Raw genomic sequence first — 23640 nt, 5'->3', positions numbered from 1 at the left:
TCAGACGAGAACCGTCTGCTCAGTGCGGTCCTCCGCGCCGAAGAATTTGAGGTAACGCTCGACCTCTTTCGGGTCTCCGGTTGCCTTATGAGGATTGTCGGAGAGCTTGACCGCGGGGCGGCCGTTTGCCTCGCTGACCTTGCAGACGATCGAGATTGGGTTGAGGCCGGAAATTTCAGTCGGGGCGCAGCCCGCAAAATCGTTGGTCAGGTTGGTGCCCCAGCCGAAGCTCATGCGAACACGGCCCTCGAAATGCTTGTAGGTGTCGATGATCGCGTCAACATCGAGTCCATCCGAGAAAATCAGCAGCTTCTGGCGCGGATCGCGGCCCATTTTCTTCCACCACTCGATGATCTTCTCGCCGCCCTCGATCGGCGGGGCACTGTCCGGACGGAAGCCGGTCCAATCAGCGACCCACTCGGGCGCGTCACGCAGGAAGGCTGCGGTACCGAAGGCATCCGGCAGGACGATCAAGAGGTTGCCGCCGTAAAGCCTGTTCCAGTCCCGCAGGATCTTGTAGGGCGCGTTGCGCAACTCCTCGTCGGTGTCTGCAAGTGCGGCGGCCACCATCGGCAGCTCGTGGGCGTTCGTTCCTACCGCTTCCAAATCGGAATCCATAGCGAGCAATACATTGCTTGTGCCAGTGAAAGCGGGGCCAATACCTTCCTTCAGCGCCTCAACGCACCAGCGTTGCCACAGAAAGCTGTGGCGGCGGCGTGTGCCGAAATCGGAGATACGCAGGCCAGGCAATTCGCGCAGCCGCTCTACCTTTGCCCACATCTTGGCTTTGGCACGCGCATAAAGCACATCGAGCGTGAAGGGTCCGAGCGCCTTCATCGCCGAGCGCGAGCGCATCTCGTTGATAATCGCAAGCGCCGGGATTTCCCACATCGTCGTCTCTTTCCACGAGCCATGGAAATCGAGCACGTACTGGCCGTCCTTCTTCGACAGCTCGTATTCCGGCAGCTGGAAATGAGAAAGCCAGGCGAGGAACTCCGGCTCGAAAATCTGCGCACGGCCATAAAAACTGTTACCGGCGAGCCAGATCATCTCCTTCTTGGAGAGCCGCAGCGTGCGGGCATGATCGAGCTGAGCGCGCAGTTCCCCCTCGTCGATCTCCTCGGCGAGACGGACGCGCTTGGTGCGGTTGATGAGCGTGAATGTGGTGCTGACATCCGGATAAAGCTTCCAGATCATTTGCAGCATCAAAAGCTTGTAGAAGTCCGTATCGATGAGGCTACGGACGATGGGATCAAGCTTCCAGGCGTGATTGTAAACGCGCCGTGCAATATCTGTCTTGGCCATGCTCCATCCCGTCCCAATCCAGTCGGGTGCCGCAAAAGGCCAGCACACGACGACCGGCTCGTGCGCCTTCTTATCGAAAAATCAGCAGGTAATGTCCAGCGCAAATAAAAGCCCCGCCGCAGCCAGGCGGCAGGGCCTCTTTCGATGATCGCCCTGGACTCAAGCCTATTGCGCCGGCTGAGACGGCGCTGGTGTGGCAGGCGTCGCGGGCTCAACGTTCGGTGCCGGCGGCTGCGTGTTCGGCGTCTCCGTGGGAACCGCACCGCCACTCTGCGTGGTTGGCGGCGCAGCCGGTGCCGGCGACTGGGACTGGATTTCCTGACCGGGCTGCTGTGGCGCTACCTCATCAGCTTCACGGTTGCCCCAGATCTCGACCGGTATCCAAACGACGAATGCAAGAATGAGCGCAACGACCAGAACCATCAGGATGCGGGCACCGGTGCGGCCCTGCTTTGCCTTCACCGCAGAGATCTGCTCTTCGGCATGCCGCCTTCCATCGGCGTTTTCCCAGCGCTTTTCCATCTGACGAGCCATCTTCGTCTCCCTTCGATGTCTCGCGGGCCGTATGCCGGCCCGCCTCAGAACTGTCGCTAGGAGCAACGGCTATGCGGCGGCATGGTTCCACCGCGCTTAGTAGCCTGCCTTCCGGTCCACCACGAACTCCAGCGGCTCACCGCGCTCGTAGCGGGCGATCTGTGCCTCGACATGGCGAAAGAGCGCATTCTCTTCGGAGATTGCGGCATCATGCGGGGTTATGAAGACACACTCCAAACCCCAGAGCGGATCTTCTGCCGGGAGCGGCTCGACCTCGAAGACGTCGAGCGATGCGCCGCCGAGCACACCGCTTTCAATCGCCGCAACGATGTCGCGTTGCACCTGGCTCCTGCCGCGCCCGGCATTGATGAAGACCGGCTTTCCGAGTGCACCGCCCCGATGAAGCTTTGCGAACAGCCGCGCGTCATAAAGGCCCGTCGTTTCCGGCGTTAGCGGCAGCAGGCCGACGAGGAAATCGGTCTTCGACAGGAAGATATCGAGTTCGCTTGCATCGAAGGTTTTTATCCCATCAAGTCGTTTGCGGCTTCGCGACCAGCCAATGACGTTGAAGCCCATGATCTTCAGCTTGCGAACGGCATCCTGCCCCAATACCCCAAGTCCCATAACGCCAACGGTGATTTCCGCAGCTTCCGGCGGCGCCATCTGGCTCCAGATCCGATCGCGCTGATGCCGGTCATGTTCGCGCTGCCGGCGCAGGTGCATCAGGCACTGCAGCACCACCCATTCGCTCATGCGAACCGTCAGGCTGCTGTCGACGAAGCGAACGATCGGCACGTCGGGCAGCCCCGAAAGGTTCATGAAGCTATCAACGCCGGCACCGCCCGAGAAGATGACCTTCAAGTTCTGTGCGCGTTCGAACAGGTCAGCATCCGGCTTCCACAGCAACGCATAGTCGATCGCGCTCAAATCGCGGCTTTTGGCCGCCGGATCGGCAAGATTGATGCTGCCTCGATCCGGAAAGGCGGTTTTCAGAATACGGGCGATGCCTTCGGGGTTGAACTTCAAATCGATGAGAACAGGAGGTCTTGCGGGCATGATCTTTTTACTGCTGGACGGCAGGCGTCGGCACTGCCTCGATATTGAAAGCGGCTGCCATCAGCGCCTTGGTATAGTCGTCTTTCGGCGCGCGGAAAATTTCTGCAGACGGCCCCTGCTCCACCACCTTGCCGAAACGCATGACGATGACGTCGTTGGCGAGCGCCTTGACGACTTTCAGGTCGTGGCTGATGAAGAGGTAGGCCAGATCGTGCTTCTTCTGCAGGTCGCGCAACAGATCGACGACCTGCGCTTGGACGCTCATGTCGAGCGCCGATGTCGGCTCGTCGAGCATGACGAAGCGCGGCTTCAGCACCATGGCGCGGGCAATCGCGATACGCTGACGCTGGCCGCCGGAGAATTCGTGCGGATAGCGCCAACGGGTCAGCGGGTCGAGGCCAACTTCTTCCAGCGCCCAGCAGACGCGCTGGTCCCGTTCTTCATGGGACTGCGAGCGCTCATGCACTTTCAGCCCTTCCGCGATGATATCGCCGACCGACATGCGCGGACTGAGCGACCCGTAAGGATCCTGGAAAACGACCTGAAGCTGGTTGCGCAGCGGCCGCATTTCGGTGAACGAATAGTCCGCTATATCCTTGCCGACGAAGCTGATGCGCCCTTTGGAGGAAATCAGCCGGGTGAGCGCCAGGCCAAGCGTCGTCTTGCCCGAGCCGGATTCGCCGACAACTCCGAGCGTCTGGCCGGCGCGCAGCGAAAGATCGATGCCGTCGACGGCCTTCACATGGTCAACGACCCTGCGCATCAATCCGGCCTTGATCGGGAACCAGACCCGGATATCGGAGCCCTCCATCACCAACGGCTTGGACGGATCGGCAACAGGCGGCTCGCCGCGCGGCTCCGCGGCCAAGAGATGGCGGGTGTAGTCATGCTTCGGATTGCTGAAGACCTCTTCGACCGTACCCGTCTCGACAATCCTGCCTTTGGTCATGACGCAGACGCGATCAGCGAACTTGCGGACGATGCCGAGATCATGGGTGATGAAGAGCAGCGACATGCCGTGCGCGCCTTTCAGCTTGCGCAGCAGGTCCAATATCTGTGCCTGGACCGTGACATCGAGCGCCGTCGTCGGCTCGTCGGCGATCAGCAGTTCGGGTCGGTTGGCGAGTGCCATCGCGATCATGACGCGCTGGCGCTGGCCGCCGGAAAGCTCGTGCGGATAGGCTTTCAGCCGCTTTTCCGGCTCGCGGATGCCGACTTGGTTCAAGAGTTCCAGCACCCGCGTGCGGGCCGCCTGGCCCGTCACGCCCTGGTGCAGATCGAGGATTTCGGCGATCTGCTTTTCGATCGTGTGAAGCGGATTGAGCGAGGTCATCGGCTCCTGGAAGATCATCGTGATGTCGTTGCCGCGCACCTCGCGCAGCGCCTTTTCCGATGCCTTGAGTAAATCCTTGCCCTTGAAGAAGATTTCGCCAGTCGGATGGCTTGCAGCAGGATAAGGCAAAAGCCGCAGGATGGAATTTGCGGAGACGGACTTGCCCGACCCGGATTCGCCGACCAGCGCGACGACCTCGCCCTTCTTGATGTCGAAGGAGATGCGATCGACAGCCAGCGATGTTTCACCGCTTTGATGGAAGGCGACGGAAAGATCGCGGACGGACAGAAGGGGTTCAGGCATCTGGCTCATGCGAAGGTCTTTCTCGGGTCAAACGCGTCGCGAACGGCCTCGCCGATGAAGATCAGCAGGGAAAGCATGATCGACATGGTGAAGAAGGCCGCCAGCCCCAGCCATGGCGCCTGAAGATTGGCCTTGCCCTGCGCGATCATCTCGCCGAGCGACGGCGAGCCGGGCGGCATGCCGAAGCCCAGGAAGTCGAGCGAAGTGAGCGTCGTGATCGAGCCGGACAGGATGAAGGGCAGGAACGTCAAGGTCGCCACCATGGCGTTCGGCAGCATATGGCGCCACATGATCGTCCGGTTATTGACACCGAGCGCGCGGGCGGCGCGGACATATTCGAAGTTGCGGGCGCGCAAGAACTCCGCGCGCACGACACCGACGAACCCCACCCATGAGAAGAGCAGCATGATGCCGAGCAGCACAAAAAAGCCCGGTGGCAGGATCGCGGCGATGATCAGCAAGATGTAGAGCACCGGCATCGACGACCATATCTCGATGAAGCGCTGCAGTAGCAGGTCCGTCCAACCGCCGAAATAACCTTGCACGGCGCCGGCCGTCACGCCGACAATTGCCGAGCAGATGGTCAATGCCAAGCCGAAGAGCACGGAAACACGAAAACCGTAGATGATGCGCGCCAGCACGTCGCGCGCCTGGTCGTCCGTTCCGAGCCAGTTGAGATTGCCGTAGTTGCAATTGGGGTCGTTGACGCCTTGCGGATAGCCGGAGCAGCGCTCCTCCTTGCTCATCAGCCAGAACGGCGGCGTCGGCGCGGAATGCGGGATGTTGGAATTCACCGATCGATAGGAATAATGGATCGGCGGCCAGATCATCCAGCCATTGGCTTTGATCTCGTCGGCAATCACATCCGAGCGGTAATCCGTTTCCGCCAGGAAGCCGCCGAACTTTTCCTCCGGATAATCCACCAGCACCGGAAACAGGATTTCACCCTTGTAGGATGCGATGATCGGCTTGTCGTTGGCGATGAATTCCGAAAACAGCGTCAGGACGAACAGCGCCATGAACAGCCAGAACGACCAGTAGCCGCGCCGGTTTGCCTTGAAATTCCGCCAGCGGCGAATGTTCGTTGGGGAAAGCAGGCCCTTGCGCGGTGGCTTGACCGGCGTGACGGGCGTCGGATTGGCAGCCGCATCCATCAGACATCCCTCCGCTCGAAATCGATGCGTGGATCGATCCAGGTATAGATCAGGTCCGAGAGCAGGCTGACGAAAAGGCCGAGCAGCGAGAAGATGTAGAGCGTCGCAAAGACAATCGGGTAATCGCGGTTGACGACCGAGAGATAGCCGAGGCGGCCGAGTCCGTCGAGCGAGAAGATATTTTCGATCAGCAGCGAGCCGGTGAAGAAGGCGGAAATGAAGGCGCCCGGAAAACTGGCGATGACGATCAGCATGGCATTGCGGAAGACATGACCGTAGAGCACCTGGCGCTCATTCAACCCTTTGGCGCGGGCCGTCGTGACATATTGTTTCTTGATCTCCTCGATGAAGGAATTCTTCGTCAGCAGCGTCGTCGTCGCAAAGGCGGAAAGCGAGAGCGAAATCAGCGGCAGCGTCAGGTGCCAGAAATAATCGAGCGGCTTCTGCCACCAGGCGAGCTGGTCGAAATTATCCGACACCAATCCGCGGAGCGGAAACCAGTTATAGAACGAGCCGCCGGCGAAAAGCACGATCAAGAGGATGCCGAATAAGAAGCTCGGCACGGCGTAACCGATGATAATGGCGCCGGACGTCCATACGTCGAAGGTCGAACCATCCTTCACCGCCTTGCGGATGCCGAGCGGAATGGAGATGGCATATGAGAAAATCATGATCCAGATGCCGAGCGAAACCGAAACCGGCAGCTTTTCCTTGATGAGATCGAGCACCGAGGTATTGCGGAAGAAGCTCTCGCCGAAATCGAAACGGATGTAATTCCACATCATTTCCAGAAAGCGCGTCAGTGGCGGCTTGTCGAAGCCGAACTGCTTTTCGAGCTTGGCGATCAGTTCCGGATCCAGGCCCTGGGCACCGCGGTAACTGGAACCGCTGTCATCAAACTGCTGTGCGAGATCGCCGCCGCCGGAAATCCTTTGGTCGGCACTATCCGCCTGACCGGTCAGCTGCGCGATGACCTGCTCGACAGGGCCACCCGGGGCAAACTGAATGACGGTAAAGGAAATTGCCATGATGCCGACAATCGTCGGTATCATCAAAAGCAGGCGTCGAAGAATGTATGCTCCCATCAGCGCGCAGCCTTCCAGGTCTCGAAATTCATTGCGGTGCGCGTCGCATCAAGAGTCTTCAATCCGCCAGCCTTCCCGCCGGGCGCACCGGCTTTTCAGGGTTTTCCGAAGTGATTCGGGTGGTCCATTTGGAACCCAGCCGTTCCGGCAATGCAAGCCCGCTATTTTGCATCCTTCGACCACCAGACATCCGGAAAGCCAAGGGCGTAGGCTGGCAGCTCAGCCGGCCGTGTGACCGTGTTCCAATAGGCAATCCAATAGGTGTCACGATAAAAGAGCGGTATGACATAGTGGTTGGCAAGCAGCACGCGGTCCATGGCCTTGATCGCCGCCACCTGTTCGTCGCGGTTCGGCGCGAAGATGATCATGCGAACAAGCGCGTCGACTGCCGGATTGGCAATGCCGGCATAATTGCGGGAGCCCTGTTGAGCAACCGAACCCGATCCCCAGTAGTCGGCTTGCTCGTTGCCCGGATTCATCGTCTCTGCCCAGACGTTCCAGATCATGTCGTAGTCAAAGCTGCGCACCCGATTGGTATATTGCGAGGCATCGACAGTCCGCACCCGCGCATCCACGCCGATCTTCTTGAGGTTGTTGACGTAGGGCACGACCCAGCGCTCCAGCATCGGGCTGGACAGCAGGATCTCGAAACTCATCGGCTGGCCGGTCTTGGCATTGACCATGCGGTTGCCCTTGAGGTTCCAGCCGGCCTCCTTGAAAAGCGCGATCGCCTTGCGCAGGTTGTCGCGGCTCTTCTGTGGATCGCCGCCGACCGGGTTGCTGTAGGGTGCGGTGAAGACTTCCGGCGGCACCTTGTCCTTCAACCCTTGAAGAATCTCCAGTTCCCGGCCTTGCGGCAGGCCGGAAGCGGCAAGCTCGGTATTCCAGAAATAGCTGTCGATACGCTTGTAGCTATTAAAGGCGACCGTGCGGTTCAGCTCTTCGAAATCGAACCCGTAGTTCAGCGCCTCGCGCACCCTCTCGTCCTTGAAGACGTCACGCCGCATGTTGGGCACCAGAGCCTGCAGAATGCCGGTGGCACGCAGCGGGTTGGGGACTTCCTCCTTCTTGACGCGGCCTTCCATTACGGCCGGAAAATCGTATCCGGTGGCCCAGCGGCTTGCCTGCGTTTCCTGCCAGTAATCGACATTGCCGGAGCGGAAGGCCTCGAATTCCACGTCACGGTCGCCGAAATAAGTGTATGTGACCGAACGGAAGTTGTTCTGGCCGACATTCACATTGATGTCCTTTCCCCAATAATCATCCCGCAGCTCGTAGCGGATGGTGGAGCCTGCGGAGAAGGCAGCGATCTTGTATGGTCCCGACCCCATCACCGGCTCGAGCGTCGTCTTCGAAATATCCCGAGGCTTGCCATCCGGGCCGGTGCCCTCCCACCAATGTTTGGGGACGACAACAAGCTGGCCTAGAATGTTGGGCAGTTCCTTGTTGTGTTTTTCGTCGAAGGTGAACTTCACATCGCGATCGCCCACCTTCTCTGCCTTGGCGACATGCTTGTAATAATTGGCCTGAAGCGGGCTAAGTTCCTTTGTCTTGTCGAAGCTGAAGATGACGTCTTCAGGCGTCACAGGTCGGCCATCCGCCCATTTCGCCTCCACGCGAAGCCGGAACGTCGCGCTCGATACGTCGTCAGGATAGGAAACGCCCTCCGCCAGAAGGCCATATGACGAGAGCACTTCGTCATCGGCAGATTTCAGTAAGGTTTCGAAGGACAATGCCAGCCCGATCGCAGCCTCGCCCTTCGCAAGCAGCGGGTTGAAGGTGTCAAAAGTGCCGGATGTCGAAAGCCTCAGATTCCCGCCTTTCGGTGCGTCCGGATTGACGTAATCGAAATGCTTGAAGCCGGGCTGGTATTTGAGTTCGCCTATCGTCGACGAGCCAATCCTGAAGTTCTGGTCTTGCGCCGAGACTCCCAGTGGCAAGGAGATCAAGGCAACCAGAGCAACGAGCAAACTTCTTTTCGACCACGCGACCGCCATTCACCAAACCCCGCCATTTTAGCTTTCTTCGAGAATACGGGAAATACAGGCAAAAAACAGGAAAGTGTGACGTTTTCGTCCATCTCGCAAAATTTTGACCGAGTTCAAGCCCCAGAACACGGGTTCCCAAGCCGCCTTGCCAACGTCGTCCCGAACCTTGCTGCCAAAACATCGATTCACCAAAATTGCTTTTCACGGTAGATTCGATGCAAATCACTCCGGCAGACATTCAGGATACCGCATGACATTCCGCCTTGCTTCGCCTTTCCAGACAATCGGCAGACTCGCTTTGGCGGGTATTGTCGGTGCAAGCCTGATTGCGGGCGATGCGGGAGCACAGCAGAAACAGCCGAGTCCCGGCAGCGCCAAAGCACTCTTCGGTTCGGTTTCCCTGCCCGCACAGGGCCCGGCCCAACCGATCGGCTTCTATTCGAAAGGGTGCATGCTGGGCGGCGTCGCCTTGCCCGTGGATGGTCCGACATGGCAGACGATGCGCCTTTCCCGAAACCGCCGCTGGGGCGATCCGGCGATGATTGCATTGCTAGAGCAATTGTCCCGCGATGCGCGACAGAAGATCGGCTGGCCGGGGCTGCTGGTCGGTGATATTGCCCAACCTCGCGGCGGGCCGATGTTCAACGGCCACGCCTCGCATCAGATCGGCCTCGATGCCGACGTCTGGCTAACGCCGATGCCTTCACGCCGGATGACAGCGCAGGAGCGCGAAGATCTTCCCTTCACCACGACGCTGCAGAAGGGGAAGTTCCTGACAATCGATCCCACGGTCTGGACGCAATCCCATGCCAAACTGTTGATGCTTGCGGCAAGCTATCGCGAGGTGGAACGCATTTTCGTCAACCCCGCAATCAAGAAAAAGATGTGCGACACCTGGACGGGCGACCGCACGAACCTCGGCAAGCTGCGCCCGATCTACGGCCACGATTCGCATTTCCACATTCGTATGAAATGTCCGCCGGGCGCTGCGGCCTGCAAGCCGCAGGCGCCAATTACCGACGACGATGGCTGCGGCAAGTCGCTGGCCTGGTGGTTCACCAAGGAGCCGTGGGCCGCACCGAAGCCCAATGCCCGGCCACCTAAGCCCCCGCGCGAAATGATGGTGTCCGATCTTCCGAAATCTTGTGCGGCCGTTCTGGATGCGCCGGCCGCTGCATCCATGGCGGCGACTAACGGCGGCTCGGCCGCAACCGCCCTGACAGTCGCACCGGCCGTACCTGCAGCAGCCGGAGACCTTCTTCCTGCCGTTGGCCCGGTTCCCACCGACAAGCCCTTGGTGCAATAAGAGCGGAAATGCTTGTTTTTCAAATCGTGGGCTTGTTATAGAAGCGGCTGCCAAATCGATTGAATTCATGGGATGGAGGTTCTTTTTCATGGCCGGCGGCAAATGCCTCGCATTGATTGCGCATGACCAGAAGAAGAACGAGATGGCGGAATTTGCCCGCCGCAACAAAGACCAGCTTTCCAAATGGAAGATCGTGGCAACCGGAACAACCGGCGGCCGCGTCCTCGACGCGGTGCCCGATCTCGATGTCACCCGGCTGAAGAGCGGGCCGCTCGGCGGCGATCAGCAGATCGGCGCATTGATTTCGACCGGTGAAGTCGGCGCGCTTATCTTTTTTGTCGATCCATTGACGCCGATGCCGCATGATGTTGACGTGAAGGCATTGATGCGGCTTGCAATCGTTTACGATATTCCAATGGCGCTGAACGAAGCGACTGCCGAAAAGCTCATCCCGACTCTGCACGCCTAGACACGGAACCGGCTATGTCCATGCTCAACACCAGCGATGCCCACCTGCCCTTTCCGATCCTGATTGGCGATATCGGCGGAACGAATGCGCGCTTCTCCATTCTTGCGGACGCCGCCGCCGAGGCCGTCAATTTCCCGAACGTTCGCACGGCCGATTTCAAAACCATCGATGAAGCGATCCTGATGGGCGTTTTTGCAAAGACGGACATGCGCCCGCGGGCGGCTATTCTCGCCGTTGCCGGCCCGATCAATGGCGATGAAATTCCGCTGACCAATTGCGACTGGATCGTCCGTCCTCATACGATGCTTGAAGGTCTCGGCATCGAGGACGTGATTGTCATCAACGACTTCGAGGCGCAGGCACTGGCAATTTCCGCGCTCGGTGAGAACGATCGTGAGCGCATTGGCACCGCATCGAGAGAGCTTGTCGCTTCCCGTGTTGTGCTCGGTCCGGGAACCGGCCTCGGCGTTGGCGGGCTTGTGCACGCGCAAGGCTCATGGATCCCGGTGCCGGGCGAAGGCGGCCATGTCGATCTCGGACCACGCAGCATGCGCGATCTGGAAATCTTTCCATATATCGAGACGATCGAGGGCCGCGTTGCGGCCGAACAGATCCTTTGCGGGCGCGGCATTGTCAATCTCTACCGCGCGATATGCAAGGCGGACGGCATTGATTCCAAATACCGCGATCCGGCCGATATCACCTCTCATGCGCTTGCTGAAACCGACAAGACGGCCGTGGAGACCATCTCGCTTTTTTCAACTTACCTCGGCCGGCTCGCGGGCGATCTGGCGATGATCTTCATGGCCAAAGGCGGCGTCTATCTTTCAGGCGGCATCTCGCAGAAGATCCTGCCTGCATTGAGACGGTCGGAATTCCGCGCCGCGTTCGAGGACAAAGCGCCGCACTCGCACTGGCTGAGGGCGATTCCGACTTATGTGGTGACTCACCCGCTTGCAGCTCTTGCCGGGCTTTCCTTCTATGCCCGCCAGCCCGCAAGCTTCGGCGTCTCGACCGAAGGCCGCCGCTGGCGCCGATAGCGCCGCTCTAGCCAAAGGCGCGCCAACTCTTTATAGAGCCGCCCCAAGCGCGCGGCTCATGTGGCGCACGTAGTCCGAGACAGGAAGCTTCATTTTTGGAATCGTCCGCGAACAAAAAGCGCACCGTCAGCAGCGATACCATCACCGGCGTCTTGAAGCGCATCATCGCCGAAAACGGCCGTGATCATATTGGGGGCTATGCTTTCGCGATCAGCTGCCTCGTTGTTGTCGCACTTTCGACTGCGTTCACCGCCTGGATCATGAAGGTAATCATTGACGAAGCCTTCGCAAATCGCCGTGCGGACATGGTCTGGATCATTTGTCTTTCGATCTTCATCGCATTCGTACTGCGTGGCTTTGCGAGCTACGGCCAAGCGGTTGCTCTGTCCAGGATCGGAAACAACATCGTGGCGCGCTACCAGCGGCGCCTTTATGCCCACCTGATGACGCTGTCCGTCGGCTTCTACAACGAAGCCCGCTCGGCGCACATCGCAGCGCAAGTCAGCCAGAATGTCGGCGGCATCCGCGATGTCATGAATCTGACCATCACGTCGACTGCGCGAGACCTGCTCACTTTCATAGCGCTGCTCGGCGTGATGGTTTTTCAGGATCCGCTGCTAAGTCTTGCAGTCTTCATCCTGGCTCCGCCGCTCCTTTACGGCTTGCGATATCTTTCCAAGCGTCTGCGTCAGGTGACCAGGGAAGCGATTCATCTCAACAGCCATGTCTTGGGCGCAATGCAGGAAACGATCCAGGGAATTGCGATCGTCAAAGCCTTCACAATGGAGGGCGAACTGGTACGCAAGCTCAACAAGCTTGTCGGGGCTGCTGAAAACCGCGCAAATCGGATCGCGCGCCTCTCGGAGCGCAATGCGCCGATGACGGAGACCTTCGCCGGTTTCGCCGTCGCCAGCATCCTTGCCTATGCCGCTTACCGTTCGATCTATCATAACGTGCCGCCGGGCGCATTCTTCTCCTTCGTAACGGCATTGCTGCTCGCCTACGATCCGGCCCGCCGTCTTGCAAGACTGCAGGTTCAGCTGGAACGCGCCGTCGTCAATGCCCGCATGATCTACGAGCTGCTCGACATGGAGCCGCGTCAGCGCGACCTTCCTGATGCCAAGCCGTTGAATGTGACGGATGCCCGCATCGAATTCCGTGACGTGTCCTTCGCGTACAGTGCCGATCCGATCCTCAACAACGTGAGTTTTGTTGCAGAAGGCGGCAAGACGACGGCGCTTGTGGGCCCTTCCGGTGCCGGCAAATCAACGGTCATCAATCTCATTCCACGCTTCTTCGACCCGAAGAGCGGACAGATTTTCATCGATGGTCAGGATATTGCACACGTCACCAAACAGTCGCTTCGCCAGCAACTCGCCTATGTGTCGCAGCAGCCGTATCTCTTCGAAGGCACGATCCGCGAAAACATCCGATACGGGCGGCCGGAAGCGACGGACGCCGAGGTCGAAGAGGCTGCCCGGCTTGCCTACGCCCATGAATTCATCCTCGCGCAATCCAACGGCTACGACACGCCCGTCGGCGAAAACGGCGTGACGCTGTCAGGCGGCCAGCGCCAGCGACTGTCGATCGCCCGGGCGCTCGTCCGGAAAGCGCCGATCCTGCTTCTCGACGAGGCTACATCGGCACTCGATACGGAATCCGAAGCGGCCGTGCAGAGGGCGCTCGATGAAGCGATGACCGGCCGCACCGTCGTCGTCATCGCCCATCGTCTTTCGACGGTCGTACGTGCCGACAAGATGGTCGTGATGCAGCAGGGCCGTGTCGTCGAAGAAGGCAATCACGAGACGCTTGCGAAGCGCAACGACGGACTTTACGCTCGCCTCAACAATCTTCAGCGGCCCGCCGCCTCCGATTCTTTTTGACACGGATTATGAGCTGACATGAGCGATGCTGCGATGAAGCTGGTGGTGGTTGGGGCAGCGGGTCGCATGGGACAAACGCTGATCCGGCTTATCGATTCCATGGAGGGTGTCACGCTGCATGCGGCCGTGGCCCGGCCCGGCTCGCCATTCGTCGGCAAGGATGCAGGCGAAATCGCAGGCCTTGGACCGAACGGCGTCATAATTGGGGACGACCCTCTCGCGGCCTTTCTTCATGCCGACGGCCTCCTGGATTTTACAACGCCCGGGACGACAAACGAATTTGCTGCACTCGCCGCCCAGGCGCGCATCGTCCATGTCATCGGCACCACCGGGTGTTCGGATGCGGATAACGCCAAGATCGCGGCAGCATCGCGTCATGCGCGTATCGTGAAATCGGGCAATATGAGCCTTGGCGTGAACCTTCTCAGCGTTTTCGTAGAGCAAGCTGCACGAGCGCTCGATGCTGCCGATTGGGATATCGAAATCCTCGAAATGCACCACAAGCGCAAGGTCGATGCGCCGTCGGGCACCGCACTGCTTCTGGGAGAAGCTGCCGCCAAAGGCCGGAATATCGACCTGTCGTCGCAATCCGTCCGCGTCCGCGACGGCCATACCGGCGCGCGCGAGACGGGTACGGTCGGTTTTGCGACGCTGCGCGGCGGTTCGGTGATCGGCGAACATTCCGTTCTCTTCGCCGGAGAAGGCGAGATAGTATCGATGTCGCACAGCGCCGCTGACCGCTCGATCTTCGCGCGCGGCGCCATCAAGGCGGCACTCTGGGCGCGCGACAAGAAGCCCGGCTTTTACTCCATGCTCGACGTGCTCGGGCTCTCCTCACATTGATCTCACTACGGAGGCATATTTCATGAGCGGCACCCTCGTCCTCGTTCGCCACGGCCAGAGCGACTGGAACCTGAAAAATCTCTTCACCGGCTGGAAGGACCCGGATCTCACCGAACTTGGCATCGAAGAAGCCAATACGGGAGGGCAGGCGCTTGCCGACTACGGCATAAAATTCGATGTCGCCTTCACGTCGGCGCTCGTGCGTGCGCAGCACACGCTGACGCTCATTCTCGACAAGATTGGCCAGCCTGACCTCAAGACCATCCGCGACCAGGCGCTGAACGAGCGCGACTACGGTGACCTCTCGGGCCTCAACAAGGACGATGCCCGCGCCAAATGGGGCGAGGAGCAGGTTCATATCTGGCGGCGTTCCTACGACGTCCCGCCTCCTGGCGGCGAAAGCCTGCGCGACACCGGCGCGCGCGTCTGGCCTTACTATCTCACCGAGATCTTGCCACGCGTACTGCGCGGTGAAAAAGTGCTCGTCGCTGCCCACGGCAACTCGCTGCGTTCGCTGGTCATGGTGCTGGACCGCCTGACCAAGGAACAGATCCTGGCACTCAACCTCGCGACCGGCGTTCCCATGGTCTACAAGCTCAATGCCGACTCCACCGTCGCTTCCAAGGAAGTGCTCGGCGATATGTCCGGGGCGCATTAAGCCTTCGACATCTCATTCAAAAGCCGGGCTCGCTGCCCGGCTTTTTCAATTCAATTCTCTATCGTGAACTGCACCCTGTCGGCTGCAAAGCGGCTGATCGAATACTGAACCGGCACGCCGTCAAGATCGGTATTCATTGCCTTGGCGATGAGCAGGATGGCGCCTGGCGTCAATTCCAGCGTGGCGATGTCGTGTGAATCGGCGTGAGCGGCGGTAATCTCGGTCGTTGCGCGGACGTAATCCGGCAGTCCGAGGTCGGCAAAGGCCTTGGTGATCGATTCCGTCTTGCGATAGACTTCGTCGATACCGGCAAACCGGTCGGCCGGAAACCATGTCGTTGCGCAAGATACCGGCCGCTTGTCGGCCAGGCGCAATGTTTCGAGACGGATCACCCCCGTCCCGGACCTAAGCTTCAGCCAGCGCGCAACGTCAGCATCAGCCCTCTCTTGCGCATGGTCAAGCAGCAGGCCGCGCATCTCGCGCGCCTGAGCGCCAATACCGGCGGTGAAGCGCGTACGCCGCGTGATCGGAAAATTCAGCCTGTCCTTCCGCTCGATCAAGGTGCCGCGGCCCTGCACTGCGCGCACGATGCCTTCCTGAGCAAGGGCGGCAAGCGCGCTTCTGACCGTATGGCGATTGACGCCGAATTGCAGCGCCAGGACAGTTTCCGGCGGCACCATGCCGGTCTCGTCATAAGCCCCGGCACTGATTGCGTCGCGAATCCGGTCCGCGATCTGGCGCCAGAGCGCCACGCCCGTCTGTCTCTGTACCTGGTTCAGTCCGGCCATTCGTTCCCGCCCCGCACGTTCCCTTGAGTGATGTCACACGCTTGTCACGTCTTCACCTTAAGGCTACAAATACCTTGTATGGTTGTCTATATCAATAGACATTTAAAGGAGCGGCGATGACGTCAGCGAAACAAAAGCGCCTTGCGACCCAGCCCGAGATTGATCGCAAGCGCGTTGCCGATCTTCTCGCGCGGGCTGACCCGCACGAACTCGTTGGTGCCTTTGACGCACTCGCTGAAAAGCCATCGGTTCAACCGGTGCGCGGGCCGGAAACCGGTCTGGTGATGGTGCGCGGCCGCATCGGCGGCGGCGGCGCCGCCTTCAATCTCGGCGAGGTCACGGTTACGCGCGCAACAATACGGCTTGGTTCCGGCGCCGTGGGTCATGCACAGGCGCTCGGCACGGACCGCGAAAAGGTAAGGCTTGCCGCGATCTTCGACGCACTGTGGCAGGACGATGCGATGAAGGATTTCGTCGAGGAGAGGCTGCTTTCGCCGATCGCGGCGCGGATCGCTGGGGTCGATCGCCGCAAGGCGGACGAGACGGCGGCGACACGGGTCGATTTCTTCACCATGGTGCGCGGAGACGACTGATGAGCCTCAAGACAGAAGCCCTGACAGGTGGTTTTGCCGAACCGGTCTTCCACGCCCAAAGCGTCTTCAAGACCATGATGGATGGCATGGCGCGTCCCGGCACGATCCAGACCATCGCGCCCGAAGTTGCGCCACCTGCGCCACTTGGCGTAGCTGCAGGTGCAATTGCGCTGACACTGTGCGACCATGATACACCGGTTTGGCTCTCTTCGGGGCTCGCGAAATCGGCAATGCTTGATTGGCTCGGCTTTCACACCGGCGCGCCCGTGGTGCCTCAAAGGGCCGAAGCCAGCTTTGCCTTTATTGAGCACGGCGTGACGCTTTCCTCGTTCGGACTCTTTGCCTTAGGCACGCAGGAATATCCTGATCGCTCGACAACGCTGATCGTCGAACTTGCAGGACTCGAAGGCGGCCGCCGGCTGGCCTTGACAGGCCCCGGCATTCAAAGCGTGAACGAGATTGCGCCTGTTGGCCTGCCAGAGGCGTTCCTGCGGCTCTGGACGGAAAACCACGCCCTCTTTCCGCGTGGCATCGACCTCGTGCTGACGGCAGGCAGCCGTTTCCTCTGCTTGCCGCGCACCACCAAGATCATCGCAACGGAGATGTGAGCCATGTATGTTGCCGTCAAAGGGGGTGAGGCCGCCATCGAGAACGCCCATCGCCTGCTTGCCGACCGCCGTCGCGGCGACCGCTCGCTGCCTGCGATCGGCATCGACCAGATCGTCGCACAGCTGGCCCTTGCCGTCGACCGTGTCATGGCGGAAGCCTCGCTCTACGACCGCACGCTCGCCGCACTTGCCGTCCGTCAATCGCGCGGCGACATGATCGAGGCAATTTTCCTGCTGCGCGCCTATCGCACGACGCTGCCACGCTTCGGCTATTCGAAACCGCTCGACACCGCGGCGATGAAGATCGAGCGCCGCGTTTCGGCGACCTACAAGGATTTGCCGGGCGGCCAGCTTCTCGGTCCGACCTTCGACTATACGCACCGACTGCTCGATCCTTCGCTGCTTTCCGACGAGACCGTTGAAGAACCGGCGCAACGCCCTGCCGAAGCCGGCCGCATGATCCGCGTGTCGGAGATCCTTGGCCAGGAGGGGCTGATCGAGGCCGACGGCGATATGCCGGAGGATCACGAGATCGGTGACCTTACTCGTGAACCGATGGAATTTCCGATGAGCCGCGACCTTCGCCTGCAGGCGCTCGCCCGCGGCGACGAGGGCTTCCTCCTGGCACTCGGCTACTCCACGCAACGAGGCTACGGCCGCAATCATCCCTTCACGGGGGAAATCCGCATCGGCGAGGTCGAAGTGGAGTTTTATGTTCCCGAACTCGGCTTTGCCGTGTCGCTTGGCGCGATCCAATTGACCGAATGCCAGATGGTCAATCAGTTCAAGGGTTCGGCCAAGGCACCGCCGCAGTTCACGCGCGGCTACGGCCTCGTCTTCGGCCAGAGCGAACGGAAGGCGATGTCGATGTCGCTGGTCGATCGCGCGCTACGCGCCGAAGAGCTCGGGGAAGACATCACGGCGCCGGCACAGGACGAGGAATTCGTCATTTCTCACTCCGACAATGTCCAGGCGACCGGTTTCGTCGAGCATCTGAAATTGCCGCACTATGTGGATTTTCAGGCCGAACTGGACCTTGTCCGCCGCATGCGCCGCGACTTCGAGGCAAACCGAGCCGGCGGCGACACCATCAAGGAGGCGGCCGAATGAGTGATCTTGCCAGCTACAACTTCGCCTATCTCGACGAGCAGACCAAGCGGATGATCCGCCGCGCCATCCTCAAGGCAATCGCGATTCCCGGTTATCAGGTGCCTTTTGCTTCGCGCGAAATGCCCATGCCCTATGGGTGGGGCACCGGTGGAGTGCAGGTGACTGCTTCAATCATCGGGCCGGACGACGTGCTCAAGGTCATCGACCAGGGCGCCGACGACACCACAAACGCTGTCTCCATCCGCGCCTTCTTCCAGAAGGTCGCAAACGTCGCGGTGACCACCCACACCAGGGACGCGACGATCATCCAGACGCGCCACCGCATCCCGGAAGAAACGCTCGGAGCCAACCAAGTGCTCGTCTACCAAGTGCCGATCCCCGAACCGCTCCGCTTCCTCGAGCCACGTGAAACCGAAACGCGAAAGATGCATGCGCTAGAAGAATACGGCCTCATGCATGTGAAGCTCTATGAGGACATCGCCCATAACGGCCGCATCTCCAAGACATATGCCTATCCGGTGAAGGTCGCCGGCCGCTACGTGATGGATCCTTCGCCGACGCCAAAATTCGACAATCCGAAAATGCATCTGTCGAACGCGCTGCAGCTCTTCGGCGCCGGCCGCGAGAAACGGATCTATGCCGTGCCGCCCCATACGGAAGTCGTCAGCCTCGATTTCGAAGACTACCCTTTTGAAATCCAGCGCTTCGGCAAACCCTGCGCGCTTTGCGGCGCGGAGGATGTCTATCTCGACGAAGTGATCCTCGACGATAAGGGCGGCCGGATGTTCGTCTGCTCCGATACCGACCATTGCGAAGACCGCCGCGAGCAGGGACATGCAGGCGAGATGCTTGCGCCGAAGGAGGCTGCGGAGTGACCGACACCCCTCTCCTCAAAGTCAACGACGTTTCGAAATTCTATGGCAATCGTATCGGCTGCCGGAATGCCTCTTTCGAGCTCTGGCCGGGCGAAGTGCTGGCCGTCGTGGGCGAATCCGGTTCCGGCAAAACGACGCTACTCAATTGTATCTCGACGCGCCTGATGCCGACGACCGGCAGCGTCGAATATCATATGCGCGACGGAAACTATCGCGATCTCTACCGCATGAACGAGGCAGAGCGTCGCTTCCTGATGCGCACCGATTGGGGTTTCGTGCACCAGAATCCGGCCGACGGCCTGCGCATGACGGTGTCGGCCGGGGCCAATGTCGGCGAACGGCTGATGGCGATCGGCGACCGGCACTACGGCAAAATCCGCTCGACTGCCATCGACTGGCTGGAGCGTGTCGAAATCGACGCCGGCCGCATTGATGATCAGCCCCGCGCTTTTTCGGGCGGCATGCGCCAGCGCCTGCAGATCGCCCGCAATCTCGTCACCAGCCCGCGGCTCGTCTTCATGGACGAACCAACCGGCGGCCTCGACGTCTCGGTTCAGGCGCGCCTGCTCGATCTGGTTCGAGGTCTCGTCAATGATCTCGGCCTTTCGGCCATCATCGTCACGCACGATCTCGCCGTCGCGCGTCTGCTCTCGCATCGCATGATGGTGATGAAGGATGGCTATGTCATTGAGCACGGTCTGACCGATCGGGTGCTCGATGACCCGCGCGAGCCCTACACACAATTGCTCGTCTCATCGATCCTGCAGGTCTGAAAGGCAACAATCATGGCAACGCCCCTCGTCATTTCCGAAGTCTCGAAGAGCTTCACGATGCATTTGCGCGATGGCATCAAGCTGCCGGTCATCTCCGATGTCGCCTTCTCCGTTGCTGCCAGCGAATGCGTCGTCCTTGGGGGCCCTTCTGGCATCGGCAAGAGTTCGCTGCTCAAAATGATTTACGGCAACTACGCCGTCGACACCGGCCAGATCCTGATCAGTCACAAAGGCCGGGTTGTCGATCTTGCCGCTGCGGACCCACGCGCCGTTATCGATGTCCGCCGTCATACGCTGGGCTATGTCAGCCAGTTCCTGCGCACCGTGCCGCGCGTTGCCGCGATCGATGTCGTTGCCGAACCACTGGTTGCCCGCGGAGAGGCCGCAGCCGGCGCTCGCGAAAAAGCCGCAGCACTGCTTGAAAAGCTCAATCTTCCCGAAGCGTTATGGCAACTGCCGCCTGCGACTTTCTCGGGTGGCGAGCAGCAGCGCGTCAACATCGCTCGCGGTTTTATCACAGAGCATACGGTGCTGCTGCTCGATGAGCCGACCGCTTCTCTCGATGCGACAAACCGCGCCGTGGTCGTCGGCATGATCGCGGAGAAAAAAAAGACCGGCGTTGCGCTTCTCGGCATATTCCATGACGAGGAGGTGCGAGAGGCGGTCGCCGATCGCATCCTCGACGTCCAGCAGTTTTCGCCGCGAAAGGCGGTCGCAGCATGAGCCGGAAGCTGGGCGACACGCCCTATATTCATGAGACCGCCTCCGTCAGCGATGCCACACTTGGCCGTTATACGGAAATATCCGAACGCTGCCGGATCAGCGAAGTCGAATTCGGCGATTATTCCTACATCATGCAGGACGGCTCCATCTGGTGCGCGACGATCGGCAAGTTCGTAAACATTGCCGCCGCAGTTCGCATCAACGCGACCAACCATCCGACATGGCGTGCGACGTTGCATCACTTCACCTATCGCGCCGCGGACTACTGGCCGGATGCGAACATGGAGACGGAATTCTTCGAATGGCGACGTTCCAACCGCGTCGTCATCGGTCATGATGTCTGGATCGGCCACGGGGCCACCATCCTGCCCGGCGTCACTGTCGGCAATGGTTCGGTGGTTGGAGCCGGCGCCGTCGTCTCGAACGATGTTGCATCCTACACGATCGTCGGCGGCGTTCCTGCAAAGCTTATTCGTGAACGCTTCCCCAAGGAAATCGGTGAGCGGATGGACAAACTTGCCTGGTGGGATTGGGAGCATTCAAGATTGCGCGCAGCGCTCGAGGATTTCCGGGCGCTGTCGGCCGAAGCCTTCCTTTGCCGGCATGATGGCTAAAGCTCTGCGGGCAAGGCCGCTGAAAGATCGATGTCGCCGCTTGATCATCATTCTGTCACGGAAATCTTTTAGCCGGGGAGCTTGCTTGCAGTCCATCGCCAAATCGCTGACATTGCGGCTCTGCCCGACCATCTTTTCAGGACAAGACTTTTGCGCTACGCCCTCTATTTCACGCCGCCAAAGAACGATCCCCTGACGGGCGCAGCCTCGATCTGGCTCGGGCGCGACGCATTTGTGGGCGAAACTTACCCGGCTCCAGAGGAAGATGGGATGACGGCCGCGGAGCAATTCGAGCTGACAGCCGATCCGCGCCGTTACGGCTTTCATGCGACTATAAAGGCGCCTTTTGCGCTTGCCTCTTCGGTCAACGAGAAAGACTTGATGGCTGTCGTGGAGGATTTCACCGGCCGTACACCGGCATTCGAAATCCCCGAACTCGTCCTCGGGCAGATCGGCCGCTTCTTTGCGCTCGTTCCAGGTTTTCTGCATGCGCCGCTTCAGGATTTCGCGGCAAGCGTGGTAAAGTCCTTCGAGCCGTTTCGCGCAGCGCTTTGCGAGGCCGATATTGCAAGGCGAAAGCCTGAAAAATTGACGGAAAGCCAGCGTGCCAACCTCATGCGCTGGGGTTATCCCTATGTAATGGAGGATTTCGGTTTCCACATGACGCTCACCGGCCAAGTGCCCGAAGAGCGCTCAGCACTGATGAAATCGATCCTGGAGAAGCGTTTCGCCGCCTTCATCGGCCGGCCGCTTTCCATTTCCGGCCTCGCGGTCTTCACCGAAGAAGAGCGCGGCGGACCGTTCAAGATTCATTCCTGGCTGCCGCTTGCCGGCGCCAAACGCTAAGAGATCCGCAGATGACCACAGAGACAGTCCTTTCCAACGCCCGCATCGTTCTTGAAGACGAGATCGTGAATGGCTCGCTCTTGATCCGCGACGGCAGGATTGCCGATATCTCCGAAGGCAATTCGGCAAACGGAGAGGATTTCGAAGGCGATTACCTGATCCCCGGCCTCGTCGAACTCCATACCGACCATCTGGAAGGCCACTATTCGCCTCGCCCGGGCCTGCGCTGGAACAAGACGGCGGCCATCCAGGCCCATGACGCCCAGATCGTCACCTCTGGCATCACCACCGTTTTCGACTGCCTGCGCATGGGCGCGGACGAGGACGGTGGCTTTGAACACGGCGAAATGCGCGAGATGGCTGACGCCATCCAGAAGGCCGAGCAGGAAGGCCGGCTTCGCGCGGAACACCTGATCCACCTGCGCTGCGAAGTTTCGGCCGACAACGTGCTGGCGCATTTCGCAGACTTCGAGGACGATCCCTATGTCCGCCTCGTTTCGCTGATGGACCACGCGCCGGGCCAGCGTCAGTTCCAGACGATGGATCAGTACGTCTTCTACTATCAGAAGAAGCGCGGCCTTTCGGACGAGGCGTTCGCGCGCTTCATCGAAAAGCGCCTCGGCGAATCCGCTCGCAATTCGACGCCGCACCGCTCCGCGATCGCCAAGGTCTGCAAGGAGCGTGGTATCACCGTTGCGAGCCACGACGATGCGACACTTGCCCATGTCGACGAGGCGATCGAAAACGGCGTGCGCCTTGCGGAGTTTCCAACGAGCTTCGACGCCGCCAAGGCATCGCACACGCACGGGATGAGCGTGCTGATGGGCGCTCCCAATGTCGTGCGCGGCAAGTCTCACTCAGGCAACATCGCCGCTCGCGATCTTGCAGAGCGCGGCGTCCTCGACGTACTCTCTTCCGATTACGTACCGCTCAGCTTGCTTTACGCACCCTTCATTCTTGCCGACGAGGTGGAGACCATTTCGTTGTCCAAGGCCATCGCGATGGTGACCGCCACGCCCGCGCGCACCGTCAGCCTCAATGATCGCGGCCGGATCGATACCGGCCTTCGTGCCGATCTTGTCCGCGTCTTCCGCGACGAGGGCGTGCCGGTGACCCGTTCGGTCTGGCGCGAAGGGCGCCGGGTCGCATGATCCCCTCGCACGAGCCACATTTGGTACCCGGCACAGAGCGAGGCATCATGGTCGTTGTCGTCGGCCCGAGCGGCGCCGGCAAGGACACGCTGATAAACTTGGCGGCAAAGCATTTTGCCGGCCGTCCCGACGTGCATTTCGTTCGCCGCGTCATCACACGGGACCGCGATGCCGGCGGCGAAGATCATCTGTCCGTTTCCGACGGAGGCTTCGTCTCTATGGAGCAATCCGGCAACTTCGCCGTTTGGTGGGAGGCCCATGGCCTGAAATACGGCATTCCAGCAGAGGTTTCCGTCGCGCTCGCCAAGGGACACCTGGTAATCGCCAACGGCTCCCGCTCGGCACTCCACCTCTTCCAGGCCGTTTTTCCCCGCCTCAAGGTCATCAACGTGACCGCCCGCCCGCAAGTGCTGGCCGGCCGCCTCGAAGCCCGCGGCCGCGAGACGCACGAAGACATTATGGCCCGCCTCGCCCGCGGTCCGCTGACCGTACGGGGCGATTACGACGTCACCGAACTGGACAACAGCGGCTCGCTGGAAGAAGCCGGGCGCAAGATCATCGAGACGCTCAACAGCTTCCTTACGAAAATTGGTTAGCCGGCG

24 protein-coding genes are annotated in these 23640 nt (G+C 60.2%); 16 read left to right on the top strand and 8 right to left on the bottom strand.

Features of this window, described 5'->3' with window-relative positions:
• The 7 genes from pncB to RGR602_RS00965 form a co-directional block, all read right to left on the bottom strand.
• The gene (gene pncB, locus RGR602_RS00995) at positions 1-1305 is read right to left on the bottom strand and encodes a nicotinate phosphoribosyltransferase (RefSeq protein WP_039843551.1); all 1305 of its coding nucleotides are present in this window, start codon (positions 1303-1305) and stop codon (positions 1-3) included.
• Between the two features lie 165 nt (positions 1306-1470).
• Positions 1471-1839, bottom strand: a complete 369-nt coding sequence (locus RGR602_RS00990) for a flagellar basal body-associated FliL family protein (RefSeq protein ID WP_039843550.1) — start codon at positions 1837-1839, stop codon at positions 1471-1473.
• 96 nt (positions 1840-1935) lie between these two features.
• Positions 1936-2895: a 2-hydroxyacid dehydrogenase gene (locus RGR602_RS00985; protein WP_039843549.1), complete on the bottom strand. Its 960-nt coding sequence runs from the start codon at positions 2893-2895 to the stop codon at positions 1936-1938.
• A 7-nt stretch (positions 2896-2902) separates the two neighbouring features.
• The gene (locus RGR602_RS00980) at positions 2903-4540 is read right to left on the bottom strand and encodes an ABC transporter ATP-binding protein (protein WP_039843548.1); all 1638 of its coding nucleotides are present in this window, start codon (positions 4538-4540) and stop codon (positions 2903-2905) included.
• Entirely contained in the window at positions 4537-5685 is a 1149-nt protein-coding gene (locus RGR602_RS00975) for an ABC transporter permease (protein WP_039843547.1), read from the bottom strand. The genes RGR602_RS00980 and RGR602_RS00975 overlap by 4 nt, the downstream gene beginning before the upstream one ends.
• The gene (locus RGR602_RS00970; RefSeq protein ID WP_022713284.1) at positions 5685-6770 is read right to left on the bottom strand and encodes a microcin C ABC transporter permease YejB; all 1086 of its coding nucleotides are present in this window, start codon (positions 6768-6770) and stop codon (positions 5685-5687) included. Before RGR602_RS00970 ends, RGR602_RS00975 begins: the two co-directional genes overlap by 1 nt.
• A 161-nt stretch (positions 6771-6931) precedes the next feature.
• Entirely contained in the window at positions 6932-8767 is a 1836-nt protein-coding gene (locus RGR602_RS00965) for an extracellular solute-binding protein (RefSeq protein WP_039843546.1), read from the bottom strand.
• A gap of 241 nt (positions 8768-9008) precedes the next feature.
• Between RGR602_RS00965 and mepA the strand changes: the two genes are divergently transcribed.
• From mepA to RGR602_RS00935, 6 genes are all read left to right on the top strand, one after another.
• The gene (gene mepA, locus RGR602_RS00960) at positions 9009-10064 is read left to right on the top strand and encodes a penicillin-insensitive murein endopeptidase (RefSeq protein WP_039843545.1); all 1056 of its coding nucleotides are present in this window, start codon (positions 9009-9011) and stop codon (positions 10062-10064) included.
• A gap of 88 nt (positions 10065-10152) precedes the next feature.
• Positions 10153-10533 carry a methylglyoxal synthase gene (locus RGR602_RS00955; protein WP_022713281.1) on the top strand — a complete coding sequence of 127 codons (381 nt, stop codon included), beginning with the start codon at positions 10153-10155 and terminating at the stop codon, positions 10531-10533.
• 14 nt (positions 10534-10547) lie between these two features.
• Positions 10548-11573, top strand: coding sequence for a glucokinase (locus RGR602_RS00950; RefSeq protein ID WP_039843544.1), 1026 nt, complete (start codon positions 10548-10550; stop codon positions 11571-11573).
• Positions 11574-11668: 95 nt separating this feature from the next.
• Entirely contained in the window at positions 11669-13456 is a 1788-nt protein-coding gene (locus tag RGR602_RS00945; RefSeq protein ID WP_039843543.1) for an ABC transporter ATP-binding protein, read from the top strand.
• 18 nt (positions 13457-13474) lie between these two features.
• On the top strand, positions 13475-14299 hold the full coding sequence (gene dapB, locus RGR602_RS00940; RefSeq protein ID WP_039843542.1) for a 4-hydroxy-tetrahydrodipicolinate reductase: 825 nt from the start codon (positions 13475-13477) through the stop codon (positions 14297-14299).
• 22 nt (positions 14300-14321) lie between these two features.
• Positions 14322-14957 (top strand): 2,3-bisphosphoglycerate-dependent phosphoglycerate mutase, encoded by a 636-nt coding sequence (locus tag RGR602_RS00935; RefSeq protein ID WP_039843541.1) that lies wholly within the window; start codon positions 14322-14324, stop codon positions 14955-14957.
• A gap of 50 nt (positions 14958-15007) precedes the next feature.
• Here RGR602_RS00935 and phnF read toward each other — a convergent pair whose 3' ends face one another.
• Complete coding sequence (gene phnF, locus RGR602_RS00930) at positions 15008-15745, bottom strand: phosphonate metabolism transcriptional regulator PhnF (protein WP_039843540.1); 738 nt, start codon at positions 15743-15745, stop codon at positions 15008-15010.
• 116 nt (positions 15746-15861) lie between these two features.
• On the opposite strand from phnF, the gene phnG reads away from it, so the two are divergent.
• From phnG to phnN, 10 genes are all read left to right on the top strand, one after another.
• Positions 15862-16338 carry a phosphonate C-P lyase system protein PhnG gene (gene phnG, locus RGR602_RS00925; protein ID WP_039843539.1) on the top strand — a complete coding sequence of 159 codons (477 nt, stop codon included), beginning with the start codon at positions 15862-15864 and terminating at the stop codon, positions 16336-16338.
• Positions 16338-16946, top strand: a complete 609-nt coding sequence (gene phnH, locus RGR602_RS00920) for a phosphonate C-P lyase system protein PhnH (RefSeq protein ID WP_039843538.1) — start codon at positions 16338-16340, stop codon at positions 16944-16946. The genes phnG and phnH overlap by 1 nt, the downstream gene beginning before the upstream one ends.
• A gap of 3 nt (positions 16947-16949) precedes the next feature.
• Positions 16950-18056 (top strand): carbon-phosphorus lyase complex subunit PhnI, encoded by a 1107-nt coding sequence (locus RGR602_RS00915; RefSeq protein ID WP_039843537.1) that lies wholly within the window; start codon positions 16950-16952, stop codon positions 18054-18056.
• Entirely contained in the window at positions 18053-18931 is an 879-nt protein-coding gene (locus RGR602_RS00910; protein WP_039843536.1) for an alpha-D-ribose 1-methylphosphonate 5-phosphate C-P-lyase PhnJ, read from the top strand. Before RGR602_RS00915 ends, RGR602_RS00910 begins: the two co-directional genes overlap by 4 nt.
• Complete coding sequence (gene phnK / locus RGR602_RS00905) at positions 18928-19704, top strand: phosphonate C-P lyase system protein PhnK (RefSeq protein ID WP_022713271.1); 777 nt, start codon at positions 18928-18930, stop codon at positions 19702-19704. Before RGR602_RS00910 ends, phnK begins: the two co-directional genes overlap by 4 nt.
• A gap of 12 nt (positions 19705-19716) precedes the next feature.
• The gene (phnL, locus tag RGR602_RS00900) at positions 19717-20427 is read left to right on the top strand and encodes a phosphonate C-P lyase system protein PhnL (RefSeq protein ID WP_039843535.1); all 711 of its coding nucleotides are present in this window, start codon (positions 19717-19719) and stop codon (positions 20425-20427) included.
• Entirely contained in the window at positions 20424-21041 is a 618-nt protein-coding gene (locus RGR602_RS00895; protein WP_039843534.1) for a DapH/DapD/GlmU-related protein, read from the top strand. The genes phnL and RGR602_RS00895 overlap by 4 nt, the downstream gene beginning before the upstream one ends.
• A gap of 150 nt (positions 21042-21191) precedes the next feature.
• Complete coding sequence (locus tag RGR602_RS00890) at positions 21192-21887, top strand: DUF1045 domain-containing protein (protein ID WP_039846569.1); 696 nt, start codon at positions 21192-21194, stop codon at positions 21885-21887.
• Between the two features lie 11 nt (positions 21888-21898).
• Positions 21899-23038, top strand: coding sequence for an alpha-D-ribose 1-methylphosphonate 5-triphosphate diphosphatase (locus tag RGR602_RS00885; RefSeq protein WP_039843533.1), 1140 nt, complete (start codon positions 21899-21901; stop codon positions 23036-23038).
• Entirely contained in the window at positions 23035-23634 is a 600-nt protein-coding gene (gene phnN / locus RGR602_RS00880) for a phosphonate metabolism protein/1,5-bisphosphokinase (PRPP-forming) PhnN (protein ID WP_039843532.1), read from the top strand. The genes RGR602_RS00885 and phnN overlap by 4 nt, the downstream gene beginning before the upstream one ends.
• The last annotated feature ends 6 nt before the right edge of the window (positions 23635-23640 follow it).

Source organism: Rhizobium gallicum bv. gallicum R602sp, assembly GCF_000816845.1.
Taxonomy (GTDB): Bacteria; Pseudomonadota; Alphaproteobacteria; order Rhizobiales; family Rhizobiaceae; genus Rhizobium; species Rhizobium gallicum.
Note: the sequence above shows the minus strand (reverse complement) of the source record. Positions and strands in the feature narration are given on the sequence as shown.

Bases quoted from the DNA above. Each gene is read 5' to 3' on its own strand.
- pncB (WP_039843551.1), bottom strand. From the start codon at position 1,305: ATGGCCAAGACAGATATTGCACGGCGCGTTTACAATCACGCCTGGAAG.
- RGR602_RS00990 (WP_039843550.1), bottom strand. From the start codon at position 1,839: ATGGCTCGTCAGATGGAAAAGCGCTGGGAAAACGCCGATGGAAGGCGG.
- RGR602_RS00985 (WP_039843549.1), bottom strand. From the start codon at position 2,895: ATGCCCGCAAGACCTCCTGTTCTCATCGATTTGAAGTTCAACCCCGAA.
- RGR602_RS00980 (WP_039843548.1), bottom strand. From the start codon at position 4,540: ATGAGCCAGATGCCTGAACCCCTTCTGTCCGTCCGCGATCTTTCCGTC.
- RGR602_RS00975 (WP_039843547.1), bottom strand. From the start codon at position 5,685: ATGGATGCGGCTGCCAATCCGACGCCCGTCACGCCGGTCAAGCCACCG.
- RGR602_RS00970 (WP_022713284.1), bottom strand. From the start codon at position 6,770: ATGGGAGCATACATTCTTCGACGCCTGCTTTTGATGATACCGACGATT.
- RGR602_RS00965 (WP_039843546.1), bottom strand. From the start codon at position 8,767: ATGGCGGTCGCGTGGTCGAAAAGAAGTTTGCTCGTTGCTCTGGTTGCC.
- mepA (WP_039843545.1), top strand. From the start codon at position 9,009: ATGACATTCCGCCTTGCTTCGCCTTTCCAGACAATCGGCAGACTCGCT.
- RGR602_RS00955 (WP_022713281.1), top strand. From the start codon at position 10,153: ATGGCCGGCGGCAAATGCCTCGCATTGATTGCGCATGACCAGAAGAAG.
- RGR602_RS00950 (WP_039843544.1), top strand. From the start codon at position 10,548: ATGTCCATGCTCAACACCAGCGATGCCCACCTGCCCTTTCCGATCCTG.
- dapB (WP_039843542.1), top strand. From the start codon at position 13,475: ATGAGCGATGCTGCGATGAAGCTGGTGGTGGTTGGGGCAGCGGGTCGC.
- RGR602_RS00935 (WP_039843541.1), top strand. From the start codon at position 14,322: ATGAGCGGCACCCTCGTCCTCGTTCGCCACGGCCAGAGCGACTGGAAC.
- phnF (WP_039843540.1), bottom strand. From the start codon at position 15,745: ATGGCCGGACTGAACCAGGTACAGAGACAGACGGGCGTGGCGCTCTGG.
- phnG (WP_039843539.1), top strand. From the start codon at position 15,862: ATGACGTCAGCGAAACAAAAGCGCCTTGCGACCCAGCCCGAGATTGAT.
- phnH (WP_039843538.1), top strand. From the start codon at position 16,338: ATGAGCCTCAAGACAGAAGCCCTGACAGGTGGTTTTGCCGAACCGGTC.
- RGR602_RS00915 (WP_039843537.1), top strand. From the start codon at position 16,950: ATGTATGTTGCCGTCAAAGGGGGTGAGGCCGCCATCGAGAACGCCCAT.
- RGR602_RS00910 (WP_039843536.1), top strand. From the start codon at position 18,053: ATGAGTGATCTTGCCAGCTACAACTTCGCCTATCTCGACGAGCAGACC.
- phnL (WP_039843535.1), top strand. From the start codon at position 19,717: ATGGCAACGCCCCTCGTCATTTCCGAAGTCTCGAAGAGCTTCACGATG.
- RGR602_RS00895 (WP_039843534.1), top strand. From the start codon at position 20,424: ATGAGCCGGAAGCTGGGCGACACGCCCTATATTCATGAGACCGCCTCC.
- RGR602_RS00885 (WP_039843533.1), top strand. From the start codon at position 21,899: ATGACCACAGAGACAGTCCTTTCCAACGCCCGCATCGTTCTTGAAGAC.
- phnN (WP_039843532.1), top strand. From the start codon at position 23,035: ATGATCCCCTCGCACGAGCCACATTTGGTACCCGGCACAGAGCGAGGC.